The 25,044-nt window shown below is 66.5% G+C and carries 16 protein-coding genes and 4 pseudogenes; 9 read left to right on the forward strand and 11 right to left on the reverse strand.

The window, feature by feature from the left end:
• Positions 1-458: 458 nt before the first annotated feature.
• A pseudogene (locus MBELCI_RS05725) lies at positions 459-2,155 on the forward strand (chloride channel protein).
• 22 nt (positions 2,156-2,177) lie between these two features.
• Here the strand turns inward: MBELCI_RS05725 and MBELCI_RS05730 are convergent.
• The 4 genes and pseudogenes from MBELCI_RS05730 to cobS all read right to left on the reverse strand — a co-directional run bounded on the left by MBELCI_RS05730 (position 2,178) and on the right by cobS (position 7,333).
• Positions 2,178-2,519 (reverse strand): DUF427 domain-containing protein, encoded by a 342-nt coding sequence (locus MBELCI_RS05730; protein ID WP_021693214.1) that lies wholly within the window; start codon positions 2,517-2,519, stop codon positions 2,178-2,180.
• Between the two features lie 33 nt (positions 2,520-2,552).
• Positions 2,553-4,370, reverse strand: a complete 1,818-nt coding sequence (locus MBELCI_RS05735; RefSeq protein ID WP_021693215.1) for an aminopeptidase P family protein — start codon at positions 4,368-4,370, stop codon at positions 2,553-2,555.
• A pseudogene (cobT, locus tag MBELCI_RS05740) lies at positions 4,370-6,240 on the reverse strand (cobaltochelatase subunit CobT). Before cobT ends, MBELCI_RS05735 begins: the two are co-directional and overlap by 1 nt.
• Positions 6,241-6,346: 106 nt before the next feature.
• Positions 6,347-7,333 carry a cobaltochelatase subunit CobS gene (cobS, locus tag MBELCI_RS05745; RefSeq protein ID WP_021693217.1) on the reverse strand — a complete coding sequence of 329 codons (987 nt, stop codon included), beginning with the start codon at positions 7,331-7,333 and terminating at the stop codon, positions 6,347-6,349.
• A gap of 169 nt (positions 7,334-7,502) precedes the next feature.
• Here cobS and MBELCI_RS05750 point away from each other — a divergent pair, with 169 nt between their 5' ends.
• Together MBELCI_RS05750 and MBELCI_RS05755 are read left to right on the forward strand one after the other, a co-directional pair.
• Positions 7,503-8,054, forward strand: coding sequence for a sigma-70 family RNA polymerase sigma factor (locus MBELCI_RS05750; RefSeq protein WP_021693218.1), 552 nt, complete (start codon positions 7,503-7,505; stop codon positions 8,052-8,054).
• Positions 8,051-8,743 carry an anti-sigma factor gene (locus tag MBELCI_RS05755; protein ID WP_021693219.1) on the forward strand — a complete coding sequence of 231 codons (693 nt, stop codon included), beginning with the start codon at positions 8,051-8,053 and terminating at the stop codon, positions 8,741-8,743. Before MBELCI_RS05750 ends, MBELCI_RS05755 begins: the two co-directional genes overlap by 4 nt.
• A gap of 85 nt (positions 8,744-8,828) precedes the next feature.
• Here the strand turns inward: MBELCI_RS05755 and MBELCI_RS05760 are convergent, their stop codons facing one another.
• The 3 genes from MBELCI_RS05760 to gatB form a co-directional block, all read right to left on the reverse strand.
• Positions 8,829-9,479 carry a DnaJ domain-containing protein gene (locus MBELCI_RS05760; protein WP_021693220.1) on the reverse strand — a complete coding sequence of 217 codons (651 nt, stop codon included), beginning with the start codon at positions 9,477-9,479 and terminating at the stop codon, positions 8,829-8,831.
• Positions 9,480-9,583: 104 nt separating this feature from the next.
• Positions 9,584-9,994, reverse strand: a complete 411-nt coding sequence (locus MBELCI_RS05765; protein WP_021693221.1) for a DUF4177 domain-containing protein — start codon at positions 9,992-9,994, stop codon at positions 9,584-9,586.
• A gap of 20 nt (positions 9,995-10,014) precedes the next feature.
• The gene (gatB, locus tag MBELCI_RS05770) at positions 10,015-11,538 is read right to left on the reverse strand and encodes an Asp-tRNA(Asn)/Glu-tRNA(Gln) amidotransferase subunit GatB (RefSeq protein WP_021693222.1); all 1,524 of its coding nucleotides are present in this window, start codon (positions 11,536-11,538) and stop codon (positions 10,015-10,017) included.
• A 214-nt stretch (positions 11,539-11,752) separates the two neighbouring features.
• On the opposite strand from gatB, the gene MBELCI_RS05775 reads away from it, so the two are divergent.
• Both MBELCI_RS05775 and MBELCI_RS05780 read left to right on the forward strand, forming a co-directional pair.
• A complete protein-coding gene (locus MBELCI_RS05775; RefSeq protein WP_021693223.1) occupies positions 11,753-12,418 on the forward strand; it encodes a transglycosylase SLT domain-containing protein in 666 nt (221 codons plus the stop codon).
• 350 nt (positions 12,419-12,768) lie between these two features.
• A complete protein-coding gene (locus MBELCI_RS05780) occupies positions 12,769-13,398 on the forward strand; it encodes a transglycosylase SLT domain-containing protein (protein ID WP_021693224.1) in 630 nt (209 codons plus the stop codon).
• Positions 13,399-13,413: 15 nt separating this feature from the next.
• Here the strand turns inward: MBELCI_RS05780 and MBELCI_RS05785 are convergent, their stop codons facing one another.
• The 3 genes from MBELCI_RS05785 to pepN all read right to left on the reverse strand — a co-directional run bounded on the left by MBELCI_RS05785 (position 13,414) and on the right by pepN (position 17,630).
• Positions 13,414-14,277, reverse strand: coding sequence for a lysophospholipid acyltransferase family protein (locus tag MBELCI_RS05785; RefSeq protein ID WP_021693225.1), 864 nt, complete (start codon positions 14,275-14,277; stop codon positions 13,414-13,416).
• 156 nt (positions 14,278-14,433) lie between these two features.
• Positions 14,434-14,994: a type 1 glutamine amidotransferase domain-containing protein gene (locus MBELCI_RS05790; protein WP_021693226.1), complete on the reverse strand. Its 561-nt coding sequence runs from the start codon at positions 14,992-14,994 to the stop codon at positions 14,434-14,436.
• A gap of 83 nt (positions 14,995-15,077) precedes the next feature.
• Positions 15,078-17,630, reverse strand: coding sequence for an aminopeptidase N (pepN, locus tag MBELCI_RS05795; RefSeq protein WP_021693227.1), 2,553 nt, complete (start codon positions 17,628-17,630; stop codon positions 15,078-15,080).
• Positions 17,631-17,754: 124 nt separating this feature from the next.
• On the opposite strand from pepN, the gene MBELCI_RS05800 reads away from it, so the two are divergent.
• From MBELCI_RS05800 to MBELCI_RS05815, 4 genes and pseudogenes are all read left to right on the forward strand, one after another.
• Positions 17,755-18,015 (forward strand): hypothetical protein, encoded by a 261-nt coding sequence (locus MBELCI_RS05800; RefSeq protein WP_021693228.1) that lies wholly within the window; start codon positions 17,755-17,757, stop codon positions 18,013-18,015.
• A 132-nt stretch (positions 18,016-18,147) separates the two neighbouring features.
• A pseudogene (locus MBELCI_RS05805) lies at positions 18,148-20,315 on the forward strand (malate synthase G).
• Positions 20,315-20,742: pseudogene (locus tag MBELCI_RS05810) on the forward strand (GlcG/HbpS family heme-binding protein). The pseudogenes MBELCI_RS05805 and MBELCI_RS05810 overlap by 1 nt, the downstream one beginning before the upstream one ends.
• A gap of 120 nt (positions 20,743-20,862) precedes the next feature.
• Positions 20,863-21,645, forward strand: a complete 783-nt coding sequence (locus MBELCI_RS05815) for a gamma-glutamyl-gamma-aminobutyrate hydrolase family protein (protein WP_021693231.1) — start codon at positions 20,863-20,865, stop codon at positions 21,643-21,645.
• Positions 21,646-21,717: 72 nt separating this feature from the next.
• Here the strand turns inward: MBELCI_RS05815 and MBELCI_RS05820 are convergent, their stop codons facing one another.
• Entirely contained in the window at positions 21,718-25,041 is a 3,324-nt protein-coding gene (locus MBELCI_RS05820; RefSeq protein WP_021693232.1) for an error-prone DNA polymerase, read from the reverse strand.
• Positions 25,042-25,044 lie beyond the last annotated feature (3 nt).

Genomic DNA, 25,044 nt, shown 5'->3' on the forward strand with positions numbered 1-25,044 from the left:
TAGCGGGTCGGGGAAGGCTTCGGTATGTCCCCGAGCTAACCCTCAGCGCGCGCCCAGTGAATCCCCATCACCGATATGTGCAACAGCGCCGTCCTGACCCTAAAAAAAAACGGTGTGAGCTTCAAAACCTCGCAAGGTTTCAATGCTCACACCGCGAAGTCCGGCTTTGACCCTGCCAAGGGTAAATAACTTCACTCCTTGGACGACCACTCACCTCCGTCCTCGGTAAAACAGTAACGCTCGTCACCTGAGACTTGAGCCCATGAGACGATAAATATCTCGCTTCAATACAAGCTTTATCGGAAATTTCTTGTTCTTGCGCCATACCTCGTTAGCAGTAGTTTCGACATTTAGCTTCATGTGCCCGCTGTAAGCCACATGACGATGACGTTGCCGCATCTTCAATCGCGCCTTGTTCCGATCTAGAACCGAAGCGGGGCGAGAGGTGGCATTGGACGATGACAGACAGCTCAAATCGGTCCGAAGGACGCCTGCGCGCCTCGGTCGGACGCGTCAGCGCAAGCTGGAGGGAGGTCTGGTCGCTCATCCGCAGCCACGGGCCGAGCCAAGTTCAGTTCTGGTTCATCGCCTTGATTCTGGGCAGCGCCGCGGGCATTGCCGCGATCGGATTCCGCGCCGGTGTCGAAACCTTGCAGGCCGCGCTCTACGGCACCGATGACGTCGCGATGTTGCATAGTTTCGCGGCCTCGCTGCCATGGTACTGGCTCCTGTGTTTGCCGGTGATAGGCGGTCTGACCGTCGGGCTGCTGCTCGACCGGTTCACCGAGGATGCGCGCGTGCGCTCCGTGGCCGAGGTGATCGAGGGCGCGGCGTTGCGCGAGGGCCGGGTGGAGCGCAAGCGGGGGCTGATCTCGGCTCTGGCCTCGATGATCACCCTCTCTACCGGGGGCTCCACGGGGCGCGAGGGGCCGGTGGTACATCTCGCTTCGGTGCTTGCGACCTATGTGTCGAGCTGGATCCGCGCCGATGGCATCACAGGGCGCGATCTTCTGGGCTGCGCCGTCGCCGCCGCGGTCTCGGCGAGCTTCAACGCGCCCATCGCGGGCGCTCTCTTCGCGCTCGAGGTGGTGCTGCGGCACTTCGCGGTGCATGCCTTCGCGCCCATCGCCATCGCCAGCGTCGCGGGCACGGTTCTGGGCCGGCTCGTCTGGGGCGACGTGACCGAGTTCACGCTTCCCGACAAGAACGCGCTGGCCTTCTATGTCGAGCTGCCCGCTTTCGTGCTTCTGGGACTGTTATGCGGTCTTGTCGCGGTGGCGTTGATGCGGTCGATCTTCTGGGCCGACGATCTGGCCAATGCGGTGCAGGCCCGATTGTCGCTGCCGCGCTGGCTGCGTCCGATGGCAACGGGACTGATCCTCGGGATGATCGCGATCTTCTTTCCGCACATTATCGGCGTCGGTTATGAGACGACCTCCGCCGCCTTGCAGGGCAGCCTCGCCTTCGATCTCGCGGTGATCTTCGTGGTGATCAAGGTGGCGGCGGTGGCGATCACCATGGCCGGACGCATGGGGGGCGGGATCTTTTCGCCCTCGCTGATGATCGGGGCGCTGACGGGTTTGGCTTTCGGCACCGTTGCAACCGCCATCGCGCCCGAATTCTCGGGCGAGGGCACGCTCTATGCGCTGGCGGGGATGGCGCGGTTGCCGCCGCCGTGCTCGGCGCGCCGATCTCGACCACGCTGATCGTTTTCGAACTGACGGGCGACTGGCAGACCGGGCTCGCGGTGATGGTTGCGGTTTCACTGGCCTCGGCGGTGGCCTCGCGGCTGGTGCAGCGCTCGTTTTTCCTGACACAGCTGGCGCGGCGCGGCGTGCATCTGGCGGCAGGGCCGCAGGCATGGCTTCTGGGCACGATCCGGGTCGAGACGGTGATGCGGGCCACCGGCGCGCCGCGCGCGGCCCCCGAAGACGCCTGCCGGGAAATGATCGCCGAAGGGGTCTTCGTGCAGTCGGGGGCGACGCTGGAACAGGCGATGCCGTTGTTCGAGACGGTGCAGCGCCCCTTCGTGCCGGTGGTCCGCTTCGGCCCCGAAGACGAGGCGCCGGAACTGTGGGGGGCGCTGTTTCAGGTCGATGCGCTGCGGGCCGTGAACCGGGCGCTGACGCGCATGGCGGCCGAGGAACATTCCTGACGGCCGCCATACGAGGGACGGGTCAGACCTGCTCGACCGCGACCTTGTTCTTGTAAAAGGCGAGACAGTCCTTGATCTGCTCCATGCCTGCTTTGGGATCCTCGTAGGACCAGACCGCATCTTCGATCGCGCCGCTCTTGGCGATGATGTTGTAGTATCGCGCGTCGCCTTTCCAGGGGCAGTGCGAGCGGGTCTTGGAGGGCTCGAGGAAGGCCATGGCGATGTCCTCGCGCGGGAAGTAGATGACCGCCGGGTAGTCGCCCTCGACCAGTTCCAGCGCGCGGCTGCTTTCGCCCAGCACCGCGCCACCCGCGCGCACCACCCAAGTGCCCTCGGCGGGACGGATCGTGATGTGATCGCTCATGTATTCGTGCTCCCTGTGGGTTGAGCCCTGCCGTCAGAGCGGCGCGCAGGCGGCCTTGAGCCAGTCCAACGCCGCGCCGTCGAGGCGCGGGGCGATCTTGTCGAGTGTAGTCGCGTGATAGGCGTCGATCCAGTCCCGCTCGGCAGGCGAAAGCATCTCCGCGACGATCAGCCGCCGTTCCAGCGGCACAAAGGTCAGGGTCTCGAAGTCGTACATCTCGCGGTCGTCGGCGCCAAACAGGGCCGGGGCCTCGCGGGTGACGATCAGGTTCTCGATGCGGATGCCGAAATGCCCCTCGCGGTAATAGCCCGGCTCGTTCGACAGGATCATGCCCGGCTCGATCTTGCTCTCCGAACCCTTGGAAATCCGTTGCGGTCCCTCATGCACCGAGAGATAGGCGCCGACCCCGTGGCCGGTGCCGTGATCATAGTCGAGACCGGCAGTCCACAGCGGGAAGCGCGCCAGCGCGTCGAGGTCGCGTCCCGCGAGCCCCTTGGGAAACCGTGCCCGGCTGAGCGCGATCATGCCCTGCAGCACGCGGGTGTAGCAGTCGGCGGCATCCGCAGGCGGCGCACCGATGGCGATGGTGCGGGTGATGTCAGTGGTCCCGTCGAGATACTGCCCGCCCGAATCCACCAACAGGAGCTCGCCCATCCGCACGTCGCGGTCGGTGTCTTCGGTCACGCGGTAATGCGTGATCGCGCCGTGCTCGCCCGCGCCTGAGATGGTTTCGAAGCTGATGCCACGCAGCTCGTTCGTCTCGTGGCGAAAGCCTTCGAGGGCGGTGACGACGCCGATCTCGGTGAGCTTGTGGCTCGGCTCGTCCGCCAGCCGCGACGCCTCGGCGTCGAGCCAGTGCAGGAAACGGCAGACAGCGGCGCCGTCGCGCAGATGCGCTTGCCTCGCGCCCTCGATCTCGGCGGCGTTCTTGCGGGCCTTGGGCAGGATGCAGGGGTCCTCGGCCTCGGCGATCTCGGTCTCCCAGCCCTTGAGGGTGGTCTCGATGATCGACGGCGCGGATTTGGGATCGACGCGCACCGGGCCGACAAGCTGGCCCAGCGCTCCAAGAAAGGCGTCGATGTCGAGCACATCGACATCCGGCCCCAGATGGTCGCGCAGGCCGTCGGCCTTGCCCCTGGGGCAGAACAGTTCGCAGCGTCCGGTCTCATCGAGGATCGCGAAGCTCAGGGGCACCGGAGTGCAGGGCACGTCGTCGCCACGAATGTTCAAAAGCCACGCGATCGAGTCGGGCAGGGTGAGCACGGCACAGCGCTGCCCCTCGCGCTTCAGCATGGCGGCGATCTCGGCGCGCTTCTCGGCATGGCTCTTGCCCGCGAACTCCTTGGGCCATGCGATGAAGGGCGCGGGCGGCGGGGCCGGGCGGTCCTCCCAGATCGCGTCCACGAGGTTGTCGCAGGGTTTCAGGCCGATCCCCTTGGGGTGCAGCCTGTCATGCAGCTCGCGGATCTCCTCGGGCGTGTGCAGCCACGCGTCATAGCCCACGGTGCCGCCCTCGGGCAGCTCCGAGATCAGCCAATCGGCGAGCTTGGTGGCGGGCCAGTCCACGGGGGTGAATTCGGGTGCCACTTGGCTCTTGATCTGGATCTTGTAGCGCCCGTCGATGAAGACGCCCGCTTTATCGGCGAGGATCGCCGCGAACCCGGCCGATCCGGTAAAGCCGGTGAGCCAAGCGAGCCGCTCGTCTCGCGCGCGCACGTTCTCGCCGCGCCAGGTGTCGCCGCGCGGCACGATCCAGCCGTTTAGGCCTTCGGCAGCCATGCGTTCGCGCAGCTTGGCGAGACGCGGCGGGCCCTGTTCGGGGCGGGCGGTGGTGGCGAAGTTCTGGTACATCAGGCGACCCTGTTCATTCCGAGGACGCGGGCCCGCTTGCGCGGATCGTTGTCGAAGAGCGAGGCGAGCTGCTCGGTCATGGCCCCCGCGAGCTGGTCCACGTCGGTGATCGTCACCGCGCGGTCATAATAGCGCGTCACGTCATGGCCGATGCCGATGGCGGTCAGCTCCACCGCCTTGCGCTTCTCGACCATGGCGATCACGTCGCGCAGGTGCTTTTCGAGGTAGTTGGCCGGGTTCACCGACAGCGTGCTGTCATCGACTGGTGCGCCGTCCGAGATCACCATCAGCACCTTGCGAGCCTCGCGCCGCGCCAGCAGCCGCCGATGCGCCCATTCGAGCGCCTCGCCGTCGATGTTCTCCTTCAGCAGGCCTTCCTTCATCATCAGCCCGAGATTGTCGCGGGTGCGCCGCCACGGCGCATCGGCGCGTTTGTAGACGATGTGGCGCAGATCGTTGAGACGGCCGGGTCCGGCGGGACGACCGGCGGCGAGCCATGCCTCGCGCGCCTGACCGCCCTTCCATGCGCGGGTGGTGAAGCCCAAGATCTCGACCTTGACCTGACAGCGCTCGAGCGTACGGGCCAGCACGTCGGCGCAGATCGCGGCGATCGAGATCGGCCGTCCGCGCATCGAGCCCGAATTGTCGATCAGCAGCGTCACCACGGTATCGCGGAACTCGGTGTCCTTCTCGACCTTGAACGACAGGGGCGTCGTGGGGTTGGCGATGACCCGGGCAAGGCGGCCCGCATCGAGGATGCCTTCCTCGCGATCGAACTCCCAAGACCGGTTCTGCTGCGCTTGAAGCCTGCGCTGCAGCTTGTTGGCGAGGCGGCTGACCGCGCCCTTGAGGGGGTCGAGCTGCTGGTCGAGATAGGCGCGCAGCCGCTCCAGCTCGGCGGCTTCGGCCAGATCCTCGGCGCGATCTCCTCATCGTGCTTCGTCTCGAAGACGAGGTAGTTGGGATCGGCATCCGAAGCGGCCGGGGGCGAAGGGTCCTGAGGGGCTTCGCCCTCGGGCATCTCCTGCTCCTCGGCATCCTCGGCCTCGGCCTGATCATCCATCGAGACCTGCGCCTGGCTCTGGTCCTGCTGCTGGTCCTGACTCTGCTCGGGGGACGCCTCGTCCTCCTGATCGTCCTCGTCGTCCTCGCCGGTGGAATCGGGGTCCTGGTCGTCCTCCTCCTCGGAGGCTTCGTCCTCCTGATCGGGGTCTTCCATGTCCGGATCGTCACCGAGCTGGTCGCCATAGCCGAGATCGCGGATCAGCTCGCGTGCGAAGCGGGCAAAGCTCTTCTGGTCGTGCAGCGCCTCGGCGAGATCCTCGAGCCGCGCGCCACCCTGATCCTCGATGAAGCCGCGCCATAACTCCATCACGTTGTCCGCGCCGCCGGGCAGGTCGCGGCCCGTGGCAAGGTGGCGGATCAGGTATCCGGCCGCGACGGCGAGCGGCGCGTCGGCCTTGTCGCGGATCTGGTCATAACCTTTGCGGCGGGCATCCGATCCGATCTTGGCGTCGATGTTTCCGGCGGTGCCAGGCATGTATCTGGCGCCCACCGCCTCGACGCGCGCGCCCTCCATCGCGTCGTAAAGATCGCGCGCGATTCCCGACTGCGGCTGGTAGCGGGCGTTGACGGCAGCGTCGTGATAGCGGTGGCGAAGCGCCAGCGCATCGGCGGTGCCGCGCGCCAGCAGCACCTCGTCGCGGGTCATGCGGCGGCTGACCTGCGGCAGGCGCACGCTGTCATGCGTGAGGCCGGGCGGGTCGACCGAGAAGCTCACGGTCAGCTCGCGGTCGTCGGCCATGACCTTGGTGGCTTCGGTCAGGGCCTTCTTGAACGGATCGGCGGGGTTGTCGGACGGGGGGCTCATGGCAAATGTATCCCACTGGCGGCAGGGGGCGGCAAGGCGGCACGCTCCCATGATAACGAAAGGCCCGGCTCTTTCGATCCGGGCCTCTGCACAGCGTCGAAAGGGCTCAGCGCCCGGCGGTGCTCACCGCGCTCTCGGGAAGCTCCTCGTCGAAGCAGCGCTGGTAGAACTCGGCTACAGTCTGGCGCTCCAGCTCGTCGCACTTGTTGAGGAACGACAGCCGGAAGGAATAGCCCACGTCGCGGAAGATCTCGGCGTTCTGGGCCCAGTTGATCACTGTGCGCGGGCTCATCACGGTCGAAAGGTCGCCATTCATGAAGGCGGTGCGGGTGAGATCGGCCACCGTGACCATCTGGGAGATGATCTGGCGTCCCTCGGCGGTGTTGTAATGCGGCGCCTTCGACAACACGATCGCGGCCTCGGCGTCGTGGCTGAGATAATTCAGCGTCGCGACGAGGGACCAGCGGTCCATTTGCGCCTGGTTGATCTGCTGGGTGCCGTGATAGAGGCCGGTGGTGTCGCCCAAGCCCACGGTGTTGGCCGTAGCGAAGAGCCGGAAGTAAGGGTTCGGCGTCAGAACCTGGTTCTGGTCCATCAGCGTCAGCTTGCCGTCGGTCTCGAGCACCCGCTGTATCACGAACATCACGTCGGCGCGGCCGGCGTCGTATTCGTCGAACACGATGGCACAGGGGTGGCGCAGCGCCCAAGGGAGAATTCCTTCGGCGAATTCGGTCACCTGCTTGCCGTCGCGCAGCTTGATCGCGTCCTTGCCGATCAGGTCGATACGGGAGATGTGGCTGTCGAGGTTGACGCGCACGCAGGGCCAGTTGAGCCGGGCCGCGACCTGCTCGATATGGGTCGACTTGCCGGTGCCGTGATAGCCCTGCACCATGACGCGGCGGTTGTTGCCGAAGCCCGCGAGGATGGCCCGGGTGGTGTCGGGATCGAACTTGTAGGTCGGGTCGATGTCGGGCACCCGGTCCGAGCGCTCGGCGAAGCCCTTGACCTTCATGGCGCTGTCGAAGCCGAAGGTCTCGCGGATGTCGATCTCCTCGGTCGGGCGGGCATTGGGGTCGGTCTGGGCGTCGGCCATGATGATCCTTTCGCGTGCGGGCAGGGGCCCTCATTTGCGGTCGCGCAAGTGATGTAGCATCGCGCGTTGGGGTTCAAGGCCCCCGGGAGCACGGGCCCGGCCGCTTGCCTTTTCGGCGGGACACGCCATTGTCTGGCTTCGCAGGAAGAGTCCGAGGACCCGCATCATCATGTCGCGCCTGACCGAGATCGAAGCGATGATCGCCCGCATCGCGCTGGGCGATCGCGACGCGTTCGGGGCCCTCTACGACGCCACCAGCGCGAAACTCTTCGGGATTTGCCTGCGTGTGTTGAGCAACAGGGCCGAGGCCGAGGACGCTCTACAGGAGATCTACGTGAAGGTGTGGCACAACGCGGGGCGCTATCAGGTAAACGGGCTGAGCCCGATGACCTGGCTCATCACCATCGCGCGCAACCACGCCATCGATCGGCTGCGGATGCGCCGCAAGGCCGAGAGCCGAGGTGGCGACATGGACGCGGTGACCGCGATGGCCGATACCGCGCCGGGGCCGGAGGCGCTCGCGGTCGCGGCCTCGGACAGCGCGCAGATCGAGCGCTGTCTGACCGAGCTTGAGCCCGACCGGGCCGGTGCGGTGCGCGGGGCCTATCTCGCGGGCGATAGTTATGCCGATCTGGCCGCGCGCTACGACGTGCCGCTCAATACGATGCGAACCTGGCTGCGTCGCAGTCTCATGCGGCTCAAGGAGTGCCTGACGCGATGACCGGGGCCGGGGATCATCATGAGGACGACACCGTTCTGGCCGCCGAACACGTGCTGGGACTGCTGGAGGGCGAGGATCTCGCGCGCGCCGAGAGGCGGCTCGAGAGCAACGCGGAGTACCGCGCGCTCCATGCGCTCTGGACCGAGGATTTTACCTCGCTCACCGACGAAATCGCGCCCGTGACGCCGCCGTTGCGGGTCAGGCGCGCCATCGACGAGCGGCTTTTCGGGGCACGCCGCGAGGGCCTGTTGCGGCGGTTGGGGCTGTGGCCCGCGCTGTCGGCGGCGGCCTTGGCGGCGGGCACATATCTGGTGGTGACCAACCTCGACCTGATGCGCTCCGAACCCGTAGGCCCGGGTCTGCGCGCGGAAATCGCGGCGGAGGATGGGAGCCTCGTGGTACAGGTGGCCTACGACCCCGCCGATCCGGACGCGCTGCAGATCTCGCGCCCAAGCGGTGCGGCCGCGCCCGGTCGGGCGCTGGAGCTTTGGTTGATCGCGGGCGAAGCGGCCCCGGTCTCGCTCGGCGTGCTGCCCGAGGACCGCGATGGCCGGGTGGCGGTTCCCGAGGCGTTGCGTCCGCTGCTGGCTCAGGCCGTGCTCGCCGTTTCGGACGAGCCCGAGGGCGGATCGCCCACCGGGGCGCCCACGGGCGCGGTGTTGGGCGCGGGGCCGGTCACGACGCTCTGATCGCCTGACCGTCGGAGTGCGACCCGCACCCCGAGGCAAGTCAGCTTCCCCGGCACTGCCCGATGCATGCCGGGGGACTATCCGATCAATCCTTGTCGCGGAACGACTTGCTTTCCTTGATCTGGTCCCAAGCCCATACGACTTCGCCGAGCTGCTCTTCCTGGCTGCGGTCACCGCCGTTCATGTCGGGGTGCAGCACCTTGATCAGCGCTTTGTAGGATTTGCGGATCTCGGCCTTGGACCAACTGTCCTTGGCATCGAGCACCTCCAGCGCGCGGCGTTCGGTCGCGGGCAGGCGGCGGGTATGTCCGCCCTGCTGGGCCGCGTTCTTGCCGGGATTGCGGGTGGCGTTCTCGCCCAGCACCTGATGCGGGTCGTCGACGCCCAGCCGCGCCCAGGCGCGCTGCTCCTCGCTGCGCTTGCCGAAGGGCTTGGTCGAGCGGCCCCAGACGCGGTCGTTCTCGACCTGCTCGGAGAACTCGGCCTCGGTGGTGCCGTCGAAGAAATTCCATTTGAGATTGTATTCGCGCACGTGGTCTTTGCAGAACCAGAAGTAATCGTCGAGAATATCAGGAGATTTCGGGGCGCGGTACTTGCCCGCCTCTTCGCAACCCGGATGGTCGCAGACCCGTGTCGAGGTCTCGAAGGCGCCGGACATCCCACGTCTGCCGCGCGGGTTTTTCTTCTTCGATGCCGATACCGACATATCGAAACCGAAGGGGTCGTTCTTAGCCATGCTCTGCCTCATCCTTTCGAGTCGGACGCGGCAGTTTAGTCCAAAGAGCCGGAGATTGAAGGGGCGGAGGGCATTTTCCGCCCCTTCGGCACCGGAGTGCCGGTTCAGTCGTCGCGCGAGGCGGTGACCGCCGGAGCGGGACGATCCGGAATCTCCTGCGCCTCGCGCGCACCGGGCACGGCGCGGGTGGGGGCCGGGGCCGGGGTCTCGGCCCGGCTCGCGCTCAGCCCTTGGGGCTGGGGCTGCGCTGCGATCGGATCGGCGGCGACGGGCGTGACCTGCGCCGTGGCACGGCGGAACACCAGCACCGAATGATAGACCGTGCTGCGGCCCCGAAACCCTTGCCGCTCCTCGCAGGGCAGGGTCTCGGCGCGCTGATACTCCCAACCCTTGGCGGCCATCTCGTTGATCGTGGACTGCAACGCATGCGCATAGCGGTCCTCGGAGGTCTTCAGCCCGCGTTCCTTGACGCCGCGCTTGGGCGCGGGAACGACGCGGTAGTCATAGGCGGTCATGGCGCTCTCCTTGCGCGGGCTCAAAGCCCGAGCTTTTGCGTGACGATCTGGTTGACGGCAGCGGGGTTGGCCTTACCGCCGGTGGACTTCATCACCTGGCCCACGAACCAGCCCGCGAGCTTGGGGTTCTGCTTGGCCTTTTCTACCTGCGCGGGATTGGCGGCGATGATCTCGTCGACCGCCGCCTCGATGGCACCGGTGTCCGTGACCTGCTTCATGCCGCGATCCTCGACGATCTGCGCCGGGTCGCCGCCCTCGGTGTAGACGATTTCGAACAGGTCCTTGGCTATCTTGCCCGAGATGTCCCCCTTGGCGATCAGCGCCACGATATCACCGAGCTGCGCAGGGCTGACCGGGCTCTGCTCGATGCCCAGATCGTCCTTCTTTAGGCGACCGAACAGCTCGTTGATGACCCAATTCGCGGCAAGCTTGCCGTCCTTGGCGCTGTCGATGTGGTTCACCACCGCCTCGAAATACACGGCGTTGGCCAACTCCGCGGTCAGCACGCCCGCGTCATACTCCGACAGCCCCATGTCGCCCATGAAGCGCGCCTTCTTGGCATCGGGCAGCTCGGGCAGATGCGCCGCGATGTCGTCGACCCAGGCCTGCTCGATCTCGAGTGGCAGCAGGTCGGGGTCGGGGAAGTAGCGGTAGTCATGCGCCTCTTCCTTGGAGCGCATCGAGCGGGTCTCGTTCTTGTCGGGATCGTAGAGGCGCGTCTCCTGCACGACGCTGCCGCCATCTTCGAGAATGGCGATCTGACGCCGCGCCTCGAAGTCGATCGCGGCTTGGATGAAGCGCATCGAGTTCATGTTCTTGATCTCGCAGCGGGTGCCCAGATGCGAGAAGTCCTGCGTTTCCTGATAGTGCTCGTAATCGCCGGGACGGCAGACCGAGACGTTCACGTCGGCGCGCAGGTTGCCGTTTTGCATGTTGCCGTCGCAGGTCCCGAGATAGCGCAGGATCTGGCGCAGCTTGCCGACATAGGCCGCCGCTTCCTCGGGGCCGCGAATGTCGGGACGGCTGACGATCTCCATCAGCGCCACCCCGGTGCGGTTGAGGTCGACGAAGGACATGTTGGGGTCCATGTCGTGGATCGACTTGCCCGCGTCCTGTTCGAGATGGATGCGCTCAATCCGCACCAGCCGCGCCTGACCGTTGCCCATTTCGACCAGCACTTCGCCTTCGCCGACGATCGGGTGGTAGAGCTGGCTGATCTGGTAGCCCTGCGGCAGGTCCGGATAGAAGTAGTTCTTGCGATCGAAGGCCGAGCGCAGGTTGATCTCGGCCTTGAGGCCGAGGCCGGTGCGCACCGCCTGCGCCACGCAGCCCTCGTTGATGACGGGCAGCATGCCGGGCATGCCCGCGTCGATGAACGAGACGTTGGAGTTGGGTTCCGCGCCGAAGGCCGTCGACGCGCCCGAGAACAGCTTGGCGCGGGTGGCGACCTGCGCATGCACCTCAAGGCCGATCACCAGCTCCCAATCCCCGGTCGCGCCCGCGATCACCTTGGGGGCGGGGGCCTCGTATGTCAGGTCCAGCATGGGAGCCTCTCCTTGCACCGTTGTCGCGGGTCTGATTAGGCGCGAACGCCCCGCGCTTCAAGGGTAGGGAGAGGATGTCGGGGATCGGCGGACCGGCGCGACGATTGGGCGGTATCTCGCCGAAAATATGGTAGGATTGCCTGCGCGCTCGACTCAAGGCGACGGTCTGGGACAGATCGCTCTCAGTTGCTGCCACAACGGACAAGATCAGAAAATGTTCCCGACGAGTGTCTCTGCGCGTCTGCGCCGCCTCATGCCGATCGCTCTTCTCAGTCTCGGCGCCGCCTGCGCTCAGATCCCTGAGCCGGAGGCACCTGTCGCTCCCGCCCCCACACCCGCCGCCATGCCGGTGATGGCATGGGATCATCGCCCCGAAAGTGCGCAGTGGACCGACGCCACGCTGGCGGCCCTCAAGGCGCATGGTGCGCCGCTTTTGAGCCAAGTGCCCGGCGATATCGCGACATGGTGCCCCGGCTATGCCGAGGCCTCACGGGATGAGCGCGCGGCCTTCTGGGCGGGGATGCTCTCGGCCCTGGCCAAGCATGAAAGCACCTGGAATCCCGGCGCCGTCGGCGGAGGCGGCAAATGGTTCGGGCTCGTGCAGATCGCCCCGGCCACCGCGCGCAGCTATGGCTGCGCGGCGGGCAGCGGCTCGGCGCTCAAGGACGGCGTGTCCAACCTCTCCTGCGCCGTGCGCATCGCTGCGCGCACGGTGCGGCGCGATGGCGTGGTCTCAGCGGGAATGCGCGGCCTCGCCGCCGACTGGGGCCCGTTCCATTCGTCTCGCAAGCGCAGCGATATGGCCAACTGGACCCGCAACCAGAGCTACTGTCAGCCACGCCAAGCCGCTGTCGCCGACAAGACTGGCAAGGCCGGCTGAGCGTGAGGGCTGTCGCCTCCGCGACACAGGCCTCGCGCCGTCGCGGAGCCGCGCGCGTCCTGAGATCACTTTCGCGTTGCATCGTGTCGCGGCGACAGTGCAGTTATCCCCACATGCTCGTGGCACTGACGATCCTGGGGGGATCGACGGCCGTGTCGTCGGGTTCGACGGTCCATGCCGAGCCGTCGGACCCGGCGGAATTACATATACCCATCAGACGCTTGCAGGTTGACGTTCAGGCAACGCCTGCGCCGCCTACACCCGGTCCCACTGCACCGCGCCTCGACCCACCCGTCCTTGATGCCTCCGATCTTCGGATCGACCAAGCACCCCCTGCCACCTTGCGTCCGATGCTGCGCCCCGCCTCGTTGGCCGCAAGCTCGATCCTGCCCGTGCCGGGACTGCGCCCGCAAGCTCGCGATCCGTTCCTGCCCGAGGCTCGCTGGGACGGCAAGCCGGGTACCGGGCTATGGACGCGGGGGCTCATGGCGGCGCTGCGCGGCCCGGCGTCGGACCTCGCCGACGTCGTGCCTAACGATATCGCGACATGGTGTCCGGCCTATGCCGACAATCCGCCCCGGCTGCGCCGGGCCTTCTGGGTTGGTGTCATGTCCGCGCTGGCCCGGTTCGAAAGCAGGCACCGCGCCGATGCGGTGGGCGGCGGCGGGCTTTATCACGGGTTATTGCAGATCCTGCCCGGCACGGCGCGCGGCTATGGCTGCGTGGCGCGCGACGGGGCAATGTTGCGCGATCCGGTGCGCAATCTCAGCTGCGCAGCACGGATTATGGCGCGCACCGTCACTCGTGACCGGGCCGTGGCGCTCAAGGATGGCAGGCGAGCCGGGATCGCCGCCGACTGGGGGCCGATGACCAAGCCGTCCATGCGCGCCGAAATGGCGGCGTGGACCCGAGAGCAGAGCTATTGCAAGCGCAAGGCGCTTCTCAGTGTGCCACGTCCCCAAGCGCGGCCCGAAACCTGACCCGGGCTCAGGGGCTCAGGCCCGAGTGCGAAGGATCGGACGGGTCGAACGCACGAGGCTTACCGTCGGCGCATCGCGCCCGCCCAGACCCAGTGTTGCCCGCCGCAGCATCTCGATGCCGCCTTCGGCCTTGATGGGCAGTGAGGCGGGCGAGATTTCCTCACCCACGGTGATGACATAGGGCTGGCGATCCTTGTTCAGCATCTCGTGGAACAGGGTGATGTCGCGTAGCGTCGGGTGGACCATGTCGAAAAGATAAAACAGCGCCGAATTGCGGGCGCGGATGTTCACCGGGATCACCGGCAGATCGAATTTGCGCGCAAGCATCGCCGCCGATGGCATCCATGGCCGCTCGTGCAGTCGCAGACCCCGCCGCTTGGCAAGGCGACCCGACGGGAAGATCACGCCAAGCCGCCCCTCCGCGACCGCCTGCCGGGTCAGGTCCATGGTGACCTTGGTCTTGGCGTGGCTGCGTTTGTCCTTGCGCCATTCGACCGGAAGGATGAGGTCCTGCATCTGCGGCAGCACCCTCAGGATGTCGCCATTGGCATAGATGAACAGGTCGGGCCGGATCGTCTTGAGCGCGTGGTAAAGCATGATCCCGTCGGCGATGCCGGTGGGATGATTGGCCACGATAAGCGCCGGGCCGTGGCGCGGCACGTTGTCGAGGCCAGTCACCGTAAGGTGCTTGGCGAGCATGTCGCCCATGTCACCCATGATCCGCGCCGTCGGCTCGTCGCGAAGCTTTGTACCGATCGAGACGGTGCGGTCGTAAGACAGAGCAAGGTGCAAAAGACCGCGCAACGGCTTCACCAAGGGTGATTGCCGGAACATCCACGGGGCACGCTCGGCAATCAGCGGGTCAATGCGGTCTTTCATGAAGCTTTAATAACCATCAGCACAAGGCAGTTCCGTGACATTTGCGGGATTGTCGTGCTTTTGGCAATGGAGTTGCCCGAGGCAGGGGCAGAGCGGCAAGCGAGCGCCGCTTTGAGATACGGGGCGGCGACCGGTCACCGCCCCGCAAAAGATGCGTCAGGCCGCGTCACGTTCGTGACGGCCTTCGCGCACTTCCTCGATGATCTTTGCTACGAAAGCGTCGAGATCGTCGGGGTTGCGGCTGGTGATGATGCCCTGATCGGTGACGACCTCGCGGTCGACCACTTTGGCGCCCGCATTTCTGAGATCCGTGCGAAGCGAGGGATAGGAGGTCATTTCGCGCCCCCCGACCACCTCGGCTTCGATGAGCACCCACGGCCCGTGGCAGATCGCCGCGACGATTTTGCCCGCTGTGGTGAAGTCCTTCACGAGCTGTACCGCCTCGAGCTTGGTGCGCAGCACATCGGGGTTGATCTGGCCGCCGGGCAGCACGATGGCGTGGTAATCATCCATCTTCGCATCCGAGATGGCGAGGTCGACATCGGCCTTCGGGCCCCAGTCGGTCTCGTCCCAGCTCTTGATCGCCTCGCCGTCCGGGCTGGCCACGTGAACGGTCGCACCCGCGGCACGCAGTTTGTCTCGCGGCACTTCCAGTTCGACCTTCTCGAAGCCGTCGGTGGCGATGATGAGGATCTTGGCGTCGGTAATGTCGGTCATGTCCGTCTCCTTGCGGTTCGGGGGTATCGGGGTCCAAACGGCAAGGGGTGAGGGGGCGTTCCATGCGCCCCCTCACGCTTGGGTCAATCGGCGAGCATTCGCCCGATCATCTCGGAAGTATCGCGGCTGAGGCCCTCTGTGCTTGCGATCCGCTCCAGCTCGGCCCGGATCAGCGTCTTGCGATCCGCATCATAGCGCTTCCAGGTCGAGAAGGCCTGCGTCATCCGCGCCGTGGTCTGCGGATTCAGCGGGTCGAGCTTAAGCAGCCAGTCGGCGAGCAGCCGGTAGCTCGCACCAGAGGGGGCATGAAAGCCCGCCGCGTTGCCCGAGAGCGCGCCGAACACGGCCCGGAAGCGGTTGGGGTTCTTCCAGTCGAAGGCCGGATGCGCGGTGAGCGCCTCAGCCGTGGCGGCGGCGTCCCGCGGTGCGGAGGCCGCAACCTGCAAGCCGAACCACTTGTTCATCACCAACCGCTCGTGGCTCCATTGATCCTCGAACGCCTTCAGTTCGGCCTCGCCTTCACCAATCCTGAGCAGCCCGCCCAGCGCCGCGATCTGCTGGGTCATGTTGTCGGCGGCACGGTACTGCGCCCGCGCCCGGTCGCCGCCCTGCGTGAGCGACAGCAGCGACAGCGCCGCGTTGGTGAGCGACCGGCGGCCCGCGTCGGCGGCTTCGGGGCTGTAGGGGCCGGTGATCTGATGCGTGTCGTAAAGCCGGGACAGCACGTCGCCCAGCCTGTCGGCGATCCCATGGCGCAGCGCCTCGCGGGCCTCATGGATCGCGGTCGGGTCGGGGGCGTGGCCCGTCTCGAAGATCGCCTGCGCCAGCTCGTCCTCGCCCGGCAGGGCCAGAAGCTGTGCGCGAAACGCCGGATCGAGGGTTTCGTCGGCGATGCCGCGGCCCAGCGCGTCGATATAGCCCGCATCGGGGCCCGTGCCGTCTTGGATCATCGCCATGAGGTTGGTACGCGCCAGATCGCGCCCCGCTTCCCATTTGTTGAACGGGTCGGTGTCATGCGCGAGCAGGAAGGCGCGAGTCTCGTCGGATTGCTCCTGCCGCAGGATCACCGGCGCCGAAAAGCCGCGCAGGATCGACGGGACGGGCCGGGCCGACAGACCGTCGAAGGCAAAGCTCTGCTCGGCCTCGTTCAGTTCAAGCACCTGCGTCGGCACCACCTCGTCGCCATTCGGATTCAGCAGGCCCACCGCGACAGGGATCACCACCGGCTGCTTGTCGGGCTGGCCGGGGGTCGGGGGGGTCTCCTGCCTGAGCGTCAGCGTATAACGCCCCTCCGACCAGTCCTCGGCCACATGGACGCGCGGTGTGCCGGCCTGGGAATACCAGCGGGCGAACTGCGACAGGTCGCGGCCCGTGGCATCCTCGAAGGCGCGGAGCCAGTCCTCGATGGTCACCGCCTGACCGTCATGGCGCTCGAAATAGAGGTCGAGCGCCTTGCCGTAGCCTTCATCTCCCACCAGCCGCCGGAGCATGCCAACGATCTCGGCGCCCTTCTCATAAACGGTAACGGTGTAGAAATTGTTGATCTCGACGAAGCTCTCGGGCCGCACCGGGTGGGCGAGCGGGCCATTGTCCTCGCGGAACTGCGCCGCGCGCAAGAGCATCGCATCGTCGATCCGCTTGACCGCATGGGAGCGCATGTCGCCGGTGAACTGCTGGTCGCGGAACACCGTGAGACCTTCCTTGAGGCACAGCTGGAACCAGTCGCGGCAGGTGACGCGGTTGCCGGTCCAGTTGTGGAAGTATTCATGCGCGATGATCGCCTCGATCCGTTCGAAATCGGCGTCGGTCGCGGTGGCGGGAGAGGCGAGTACGGCGGAGGAGTTGAAGATGTTCAGCCCCTTGTTTTCCATCGCGCCCATGTTGAAGTCATCGACCGCGACGATGTTGAACACGTCGAGGTCGTATTCGCGCCCGTAAACCTCTTCGTCCCATGTCATCGACTTCTTCAGCGCCTCCATCCCGAAGGCGCATTTGTCGATATCGGCCTCGCGGACCCAGAGGTTCAGCGCGACATCGCGGCCCGACATGGTGGTGAAGCTGCCCGAATGCGCGACGAGATCGCCTGCGACCAGCGCGAAGAGATAAGCGGGCTTGGGCCAGGGGTCGGACCATTCGGCAAAGCCTTCGCCCGAAGCGCCGGGATTGCCGTTCGACAGCAACACCGGCAGATCGCTTTCGATGCGCACATGAAACGGGGCCATCACGTCGGGGCGGTCGGGATAGAAGGTGATCTTGCGAAAGCCCTCGGCCTCGCATTGCGTGCAATACATGCCGTTCGAGCGGTAGAGCCCTTCGAGCGCGGTGTTGTTCTCGGGGTCGATCTCGACCTCGGCCTCGAAGGTGAAGGACGCATCGGGCGCATCGAGCGTCAGCCCGCCCTCGATCAGTTCGGGCGTGACCTGCGCCCCGTTGATATGCGCGGAAATCAGCTTGAGCCCCTCGCCATGCAGGAAGAAGTCGCGCCCGGTGGCATCGGGGTTGGGGCGGAACCGGATTTCGGAGAGCACGCGCGTCGCATGCGGCGCGAGCCGGAAGGTCAGGCGCACCTCGTCCACGAGATAGGCGGGGGGCGTGTAATCCCTCAGATAGACGGTGCGGGGATCGTGCTGTGTCATGTCCGGGAACCTTTCGCTGAACCTTCGAGCTTGCGGGACGTTAGGGCTGAGACAGGTGGGCTTCAAGCGCGCCCCCGACCGCGACCGTGATTGGCGGCGCGGCAACCTTTCGAGGAGAATACCCATGTCCGCCCCCCATACTGATGTCGAAAAACAGGAAAAGCGCCATAAGGGCCCGCTTACCGGCATGGCGATCGTCGCCATCTTCGGTGTGCTGCTGATCCTGTTTCTCGTGTTCATGGGCTTTGGCCAGGGCAATGAGCCCGAGGCCGAGGCCACCGTCGAGGCCGTGGGCAGCGGCGAGGTCGAGACCGCCGACGATGCCGATATCGTCGGCGCGCCCGAGCAGCTTGCCGACGAGACACCGGCGCAGCCGCAGCAGTGAAGCCCCCGAAGGGGAAAACGAAAAGGCGCGGGCCATGGGGCTCGCGCCTTTTCGCGTGACGGCGGCATCTAGTTGCCGGTCCCCTCGGGATGGATTAGCCAATGCACAACCGTATGCGAGGAGGAGAGGCAGATGGCCGAGAGGATCGACAAGCACGGATTGATGGTGGCCCCCGAATTGGCGGCCTTCATCAAGGATGAGGCGCTTCCGGGGACGGGGATCGACGCCGACGAGTTCTGGAAAGGGTTTGCAGCACTCGCGCAGGAGTTCGGCCCGCGCATCCGCGATGCGCTTTCGGATCGCAGCAAGCTACAGGCCGAGATCGACGCTTGGCACCTGTCGCGCAAGGGTCAGCAGATCGACGCGGAGGAGTATCGCCGGATGCTGGAGGGCATCGGCTATCTGGTGCCGGAGGGCGGCGACTTCGAGATTGGCACCAAGGGGACCGACCCCGAGATCGCACATACTCCGGGCCCGCAGCTCGTGGTGCCGATCACCAATGCGCGCTTCGCGCTCAACGCCGCCAATGCGCGCTGGGGCAGCCTTTACGACGCGCTCTACGGCACCGACGCGCTGGGCAGCCTGCCGCAGGGCAAGGGCTATGACGAGGAGCGTGGCGCGCAGGTCATCGCATGGGGCCGCCGTCACCTCGACGAGGTCGCCCCGCTCGACGGCACGTCCTGGGCCGAGATCGACCAGCTCGAAATCAAGGGCGGCACGCTCGTCGCCTCCAAGGGCGATGCCGAACACGGTCTGAAGGAGCCCGAGCAGTTCGCGGGCTCTGCCACGGATGGCAAGGCCGACCTGCAGGTGCTCTTGGAAAAGAACGGCCTGCTGATCGAGATCGTCGTCGATCCGTCGAGCCAGATCGGCGGCTCCGACCGGGCCGGGATCTCCGACATCCGGCTCGAAAGTGCCGTCTCGACCATCATGGATTGCGAGGATTCGGTCGCGGCGGTCGATGCCGAGGACAAGGTCCTGGCCTATCGCAACTGGCTCGGGCTGATGCAGGGCACGCTGCAGGCCAGCTTCATGAAGGGCGGCGAGGAGATGACCCGCCGCATGGAGGGCGACCGGGAATTCACCGCGCCCGACGGCTCGACCCGCACGGTCAAGGGCCGCTCCTTGATGCTGATCCGCAATGTCGGTCACCTGATGACCAACCCCGCGATCATCGGCAAGGATGACGAGCGCGAGATCTCCGAAGGGCTGATGGACGCGGTGATCACCGTTCTCATCGCCATGCACGACCTCAGGAAAGAGGACGGCCCGCGCAACTCGACCCATGGTTCGGTCTATGTCGTGAAGCCCAAGATGCACGGGCCGCAGGAGGTCGCGCTCTCGAACGACATGTTCTCGGCCGTCGAGAAGATGCTCGGCCTGCCGCAAGACACCGTCAAGCTCGGCATCATGGACGAGGAGCGCCGCACTTCGGCCAACCTCAAGGAATGCATCCGCGCCGCCAGGAACCGCGTGGCCTTCATCAACACCGGCTTCCTCGATCGCACCGGCGACGAGATCCACACCTCGATGGAAGCGGCCCGATGATCCCCAAGGGCGAGATGAAATCCTCGGCCTGGATCCAGTCCTACGAGGACCGCAACGTCGATATCGGCCTTGCCTGCGGCCTCAAGGGGAAGGCCCAGATCGGCAAGGGCATGTGGGCCATGCCCGACCGAATGGCCGACATGCTCGACCAGAAGATCGGCCACCCCAAGGCGGGTGCCACCTGCGCCTGGGTGCCGTCGCCCACCGCTGCGACGCTGCACGCGGCGCATTACCACCATGTCGACGTTATGGCCCGTCAGGACGAGATTGCCCAAGGCGGCGCGCGCGGCACGCTCGCGGACCTGCTGACGATCCCGCTGGCGACGGGCCGCAACTTCGATGACGCCGAGGTCACGCGCGAAATCGAGAACAACGCGCAGGGCATCCTTGGCTACGTGGTGCGCTGGATCGATCAGGGGGTGGGCTGCTCCAAGGTGCCCGACATCAACGATGTCGGCCTGATGGAGGACCGCGCGACCTGCCGGATTTCGTCCCAGGCGCTGGCCAACTGGCTGCATCATGGCGTCGTCTCCGAGGACCAGGTGATGAAGGCCATGAAGAAGATGGCCGAAGTGGTGGACCGCCAGAACGAGGGTGACGCCTCCTACAAGCCGATGGCGCCGCATTTCGACAGCCTCGCCTTTCAGGCGGCCTGCGACCTCGTCTTCGAGGGACGCAAACAGCCCTCGGGCTACACCGAGCCGGTGCTGCACCGCCGTCGCCTCGAACTGAAGAATCTGGAGACCCGCTGATGACCAAGCTGACCATCGACGCCGCCCGCACCATCATCCGCGAGGCTCTCGCCAAGTCGCACGAGATGGGTCTCAAGCCCATGTCGGTGATCGTGCTCGACGCGGGCGGCACCCGCTCGCCTTCGAACGCGAGGACGGCGCGGCACCGGGCCGCTATGCCATTGCCGAGGGCAAGGCTTACGGCGCCGTGATGCTGGGCATGCCCGGCTCGGCGCAGATGGCCCGTGCCGAGGCGCAGCACTACTTCATGACCGCGGCCAACGGTGCCTTCGGCGGCAAGGTCGTGCCGGTCCCCGGCGGCGTCATCGTGCGCGGCGAGGACGGCTCCGTGCTCGGAGCCGTCGGTGTCACGGGCGACACCTCCGACAACGATGCTACGGCGGCCCTTGCCGGGATCGAGGCGGCGGGGTTGAAGGGCGACGCCTGACGCCTTTCATGTGCCTTTATTGACGGCAGATGTGCGCGCGGTCCGGATCTCTCGGGCCGCGCGATGCTTTTCAGGGGGCGTCGGGCTGTATATCTGTAAGGGGAAGCAACCGGAGCGATCATGACCCGTCCTGTCATTGGCATCATCGGCAACAACCACGTCATCGACGGCCATTACGTCACTCATGGGGGCGGCGCGATGAACTCTTCGGCCGTGGCGCAGGTGGCAAAGGGCCTGCCGCTGGTGATCCCCGCCGACCCCAAGCTCGTCTCGGTCGAGGACCTTCTGGAGACCTGCGACGGCTTCCTGCTCACCGGCGGGCGGCCTAATGTGCATCCGGATGAATATGGCGAGGAAGAGACGCCCGCGCACGGGGCCTTCGACCGTTCGCGCGATGCGATCACGCTGCCGCTCGTGCGGGCCTGCGTCGAGCGGGGGCAGCCGTTCATGGGCATCTGCCGCGGCTTTCAAGAGGTCAACGTGGCGATGGGTGGCTCTCTGCATCCCGAGATCCGCGACCTGCCGGGGCGGACCAATCACCGCATGCCCCCCGACGGCACGCTCGAGGAAAAATTCGCGCTGCGCCACGTGGTGACGTTGAGCGAAGACGGCCCGTTCCATCGGCTGTTCGGCGCGCGCGAGGTGATGACCAACACGCTGCACGGGCAGGGGGTGAACAAGCCCGGCCGCCGCATCGTCATCGACGGTCATGCGCCGGACGGCACGCCGGAGGCGCTTTATGTCGAGGGCGCGCCGGGCTTCACGCTTTCGGTGCAGTGGCACCCCGAATGGAACGCCGGGGCCGATCCGGTCTCTAGGCCGCTGTTCGAGGCTTTTGGCGCAGCGGCACGTGACTGGGCGGCGAAAAAGCAGCCCATGGAAGCGGCACGGCGCAGCGCCTGAGCGGTTCGGGGGGCTGCCCTGCCTCTCACCCATTCCCGACTACGCAAATCCCGCCGCGACCCGCGCGCCCTCTTAATGAAAATCCCGGCTCTTCGGGACGATTCGCGCATTGCGCGGATGCCCGTTGTCGGGCGCGCCGGTGCCGCGGGCCGAGCCCTGCACCGGGTTCTTCACCGCGTCGGCGTGGCTCAGCGGCGGCACGAAGCTCCCCGGCGCGAGACGCGTGAGCGCGTCCGAGCGGTCTTCCAGCCGCTGCGCCACGAAATGCACGATCTCCACGTCGCGCTGCACATAGCCTTCGGCCACCAGAAGCCCCGCCTGCATCACCACGCGGCGAAACTGCGCCATGACCTTGGGCCAGACCACGAGGTTGGCGGCCCCGGTCTCGTCCTCCAGCGTGATGAAGCACACCCCCTTGGCGCTGCCCGGCTTCTGGCGGATCAGCACCAGCCCGGCGAGTTTCAGGCGACGGCCCTGAGGCGCCCGGCTCAGATCGGCGGCGCTGGCATAACCCTGCGCGGTCAGGCTGCGGCGCAAAAACGCCATCGGATGCGCCTTCAACGACAGGCGCAGTGTCTGGTAGTCGGCCACCACCTGCTCGCAGACCGGCATGGCCGGAAGCGGCACCGGCACCTCCGCGCCCTCGTCGCGCGCCTCGCGAAACAGCGGCAGGTCTGGCGCGTCCCGGAGCCCGCGCGCTTCCCAGAGCGCCTGCCGCCGATCAAGGAACATCGAGCGCATCGCATCCGCCGCCGCCAGCCGCCGGATCGCCGCCGCGCTCACCCCGGCGCGGGACTGGAGATCCTCGGGCGTCTGATAGGGGGCGTCGCGCGCGGCCACGATGCGCGCCGCCATCTCGGCGGCCAGCCCGCCGATCATCCGCAGCCCCAACCGCATCGCGAAGCCACCCGAGGAGATCGGCTCGAGCGTGCAGTCCCATTCGGACATGTTCACATCGACAGGCCTGACCTCGACCCCGTGTTCGCGCATGTCGCGCACGATCTGCGCGGGCGCATAGAAGCCCATGGGCTGCGAGTTCAGCAGCGCCGCGCCGAAGGCGCCGGGAAAATGGCATTTCAGCCATGACGAGACATAGACCAGATGCGCAAAGCTCGCCGCGTGGCTTTCGGGAAACCCGTATTCGCCAAAGCCCTTGATCTGCTCGAAGCAGCGCGCCGCGAAGTCCTCGCCATAGCCGCGCGCCACCATTCGTCCGACCATCTTTTCCTGCAAGAGCGCGATGGTCCCGCGCGAACGGAAGGTGGCCATGGCCTTGCGCAGCTCGTTTGCCTCGGCAGGCGAAAACCGCGCCGCGTCGATGGCGATCTTCATCGCCTGTTCCTGAAAGATCGGCACGCCAAGCGTCCGGCCAAGGATCGACTTCAGCTCCGAAGGGTCGTGCGGATGGCCGGGCGAGGGGTATTCCACCGCCTCCTCGCCCGCGCGGCGGCGCAGATAGGGGTGCACCATGTCGCCCTGGATCGGGCCGGGGCGGACGATGGCGACCTGGATCACGAGGTCGTAGAACGAACGCGGGCGCAGCCGGGGCAACATGTTCATCTGCGCCCGGCTCTCGACCTGGAACACGCCGAGGCTGTCGGCGCGGCACAGCATGTCGAAGACGCGCGGGTCCTCGCGCGGGATCGAGGCGAGATCCTCGCGCCGCCCCCAATGCGCGGCGATCAGGTCAAGGCCCTTGCGGATGCAGGTCAGCATGCCAAGTGCCAGGATATCGACCTTGAGGATGCCCAGCGCGTCGATGTCGTCCTTGTCCCACTCGATGAAGCTGCGATCGGCCATGGCGCCGTTGCCGATCGGCACGGTCTCGGTCAGTAGGCGTTCGGTCAGGATGAAGCCGCCGACATGCTGGCTCAGGTGACGCGGCATCCCGACCATCTGTCCCGCGATCAGCAGCGCCTTGCGCAACAGCGGATCATGCGGGTCGAGTCCGGCCTCGCGCACGTTCTCCTCTTCGATGCCGCTGCCCCAATGGCCCCAGACCGTCTTGGCCAGCGCGCCGGTCACGTCTTCGGACAGGCCCATCACCTTGCCCACCTCGCGGATCGCGCTTCGCGGGCGGTAATGGATCACCGTGGCGCAGAGGCCGGCGCGCTCGCGGCCATACTTGGCATAGATGTGCTGGATCACCTCCTCGCGGCGCTCGTGTTCGAAATCCACGTCGATGTCGGGCGGCTCCTTTCGCTTCTCGGAGATGAAGCGCTCGAACAAAAGCTGGTGCTGCGCCGGGTCGACCGCCGTAATGCCCAGCACGAAGCACACCGCCGAGTTCGCCGCCGAACCGCGCCCCTGGCACAGGATCGGCGGGCTTGCCGTTTCGCGCGCGAAACGGATGATGTCGTGAATGGTGAGGAAATACCGCGCGATGTCGAGCCGCCCGATCATCGCCAGTTCCTTGTCGAGCACGGCGCGGGTCGCGGACGGAATGCCCTCGGGCCAGCGCGCCTGCGCTCCCTCCCATGTCAGCCGCTCCAGATAGTCCTGCGGGCTGCGTCCTTCGGGAACCACCTCGCGCGGGTACTCATAGGCCAGTTCCTCAAGGTCGAAACGGCAGGCATCGGCGATCTCACGCGTGGCGCGGATCGCGTGTGGCCATTCGGCAAAGAGCCTCTGCATGGTCTCGGGCGACTTCAGGTGCCGTTCGGCATTGGGCAATAGGCGCGGCCCGGCCTCTGCCAGCGCCACGCCCTCGCGGATGCAGGTCATCACGTCCTGCAGCGGGCGACGTTCTGGCGCGTGGTAGAGCACGTCGTTCGTGGCCATCAGCGACAGCCCGACGGCGCGGGCATGGCGGTCGAGCGCATTGATCCGGGCGCGGTCGTCGCCGCGGTAGAGATATGCGGCCGCGATATGGGTGAGGCCGGGCAGGCGCCGCAACAGGCGGGGTAGGGCAGCCTCAAGCGCGCTTGGGTCCTCGGGCGGCACGAGGGTCAGGCGCAACCCCTCGGCATGATCCGCGAGATCGTTCAGGGTGATGTCGCAGATGCCCTTCTTCTGCCAGCGCCCCTCGGGATCGCGCATCTTGCCCTTGGACAGCAGCATCGAAAGTCGCCCATAGGCGGCGCGATCGGTCGGGTAGGCGAGGAAGACCTCGCCCGAGACCAGCGCGAGCCGCGCGCCGATCACCGGCCTCACATTGACGCGCTTGGCCGCGACATGCATCCGCACCACCCCGGCCAGCGTGTTGAGATCGGCGATGCCCAGCGCGTCGTAGCCTTGGCTCCAGCCCTGCACCGCGAGGTCCACCGCGTCGGAGGCCCCGCGCAGGAAGGAAAAGCACGAGGCGAGGCCCAGTTCGACATAGGCCGATGCCGTGTTGGGCGGAAACTCCGCCTCGGGGGCGACGTTGCGGCGGGGATGTTTCTCGATCTCGGGCATGGC

This window comes from Limimaricola cinnabarinus LL-001, from assembly GCF_000466965.1.
Taxonomy (GTDB): domain Bacteria; phylum Pseudomonadota; class Alphaproteobacteria; order Rhodobacterales; family Rhodobacteraceae; genus Limimaricola; species Limimaricola cinnabarinus.

What these genes read in the sequence shown, in the direction of transcription:
- gatB (WP_021693222.1), bottom strand. Translation starts at nt 11,538, where the DNA reads ATGCTGGACCTGACATACGAGGCCCCCGCCCCCAAGGTGATCGCGGGC.
- MBELCI_RS05785 (WP_021693225.1), bottom strand. Translation starts at nt 14,277, where the DNA reads ATGAAAGACCGCATTGACCCGCTGATTGCCGAGCGTGCCCCGTGGATG.
- MBELCI_RS05790 (WP_021693226.1), bottom strand. Translation starts at nt 14,994, where the DNA reads ATGACCGACATTACCGACGCCAAGATCCTCATCATCGCCACCGACGGC.
- MBELCI_RS05775 (WP_021693223.1), top strand. Translation starts at nt 11,753, where the DNA reads ATGTTCCCGACGAGTGTCTCTGCGCGTCTGCGCCGCCTCATGCCGATC.
- MBELCI_RS05780 (WP_021693224.1), top strand. Translation starts at nt 12,769, where the DNA reads ATGCTGCGCCCCGCCTCGTTGGCCGCAAGCTCGATCCTGCCCGTGCCG.
- MBELCI_RS05760 (WP_021693220.1), bottom strand. Translation starts at nt 9,479, where the DNA reads ATGGCTAAGAACGACCCCTTCGGTTTCGATATGTCGGTATCGGCATCG.
- cobS (WP_021693217.1), bottom strand. Translation starts at nt 7,333, where the DNA reads ATGGCCGACGCCCAGACCGACCCCAATGCCCGCCCGACCGAGGAGATC.
- MBELCI_RS05820 (WP_021693232.1), bottom strand. Translation starts at nt 25,041, where the DNA reads ATGCCCGAGATCGAGAAACATCCCCGCCGCAACGTCGCCCCCGAGGCG.
- MBELCI_RS05800 (WP_021693228.1), top strand. Translation starts at nt 17,755, where the DNA reads ATGTCCGCCCCCCATACTGATGTCGAAAAACAGGAAAAGCGCCATAAG.
- MBELCI_RS05730 (WP_021693214.1), bottom strand. Translation starts at nt 2,519, where the DNA reads ATGAGCGATCACATCACGATCCGTCCCGCCGAGGGCACTTGGGTGGTG.
- MBELCI_RS05815 (WP_021693231.1), top strand. Translation starts at nt 20,863, where the DNA reads ATGACCCGTCCTGTCATTGGCATCATCGGCAACAACCACGTCATCGAC.
- MBELCI_RS05735 (WP_021693215.1), bottom strand. Translation starts at nt 4,370, where the DNA reads ATGTACCAGAACTTCGCCACCACCGCCCGCCCCGAACAGGGCCCGCCG.
- MBELCI_RS05750 (WP_021693218.1), top strand. Translation starts at nt 7,503, where the DNA reads ATGTCGCGCCTGACCGAGATCGAAGCGATGATCGCCCGCATCGCGCTG.
- MBELCI_RS05755 (WP_021693219.1), top strand. Translation starts at nt 8,051, where the DNA reads ATGACCGGGGCCGGGGATCATCATGAGGACGACACCGTTCTGGCCGCC.
- MBELCI_RS05765 (WP_021693221.1), bottom strand. Translation starts at nt 9,994, where the DNA reads ATGACCGCCTATGACTACCGCGTCGTTCCCGCGCCCAAGCGCGGCGTC.
- pepN (WP_021693227.1), bottom strand. Translation starts at nt 17,630, where the DNA reads ATGACACAGCACGATCCCCGCACCGTCTATCTGAGGGATTACACGCCC.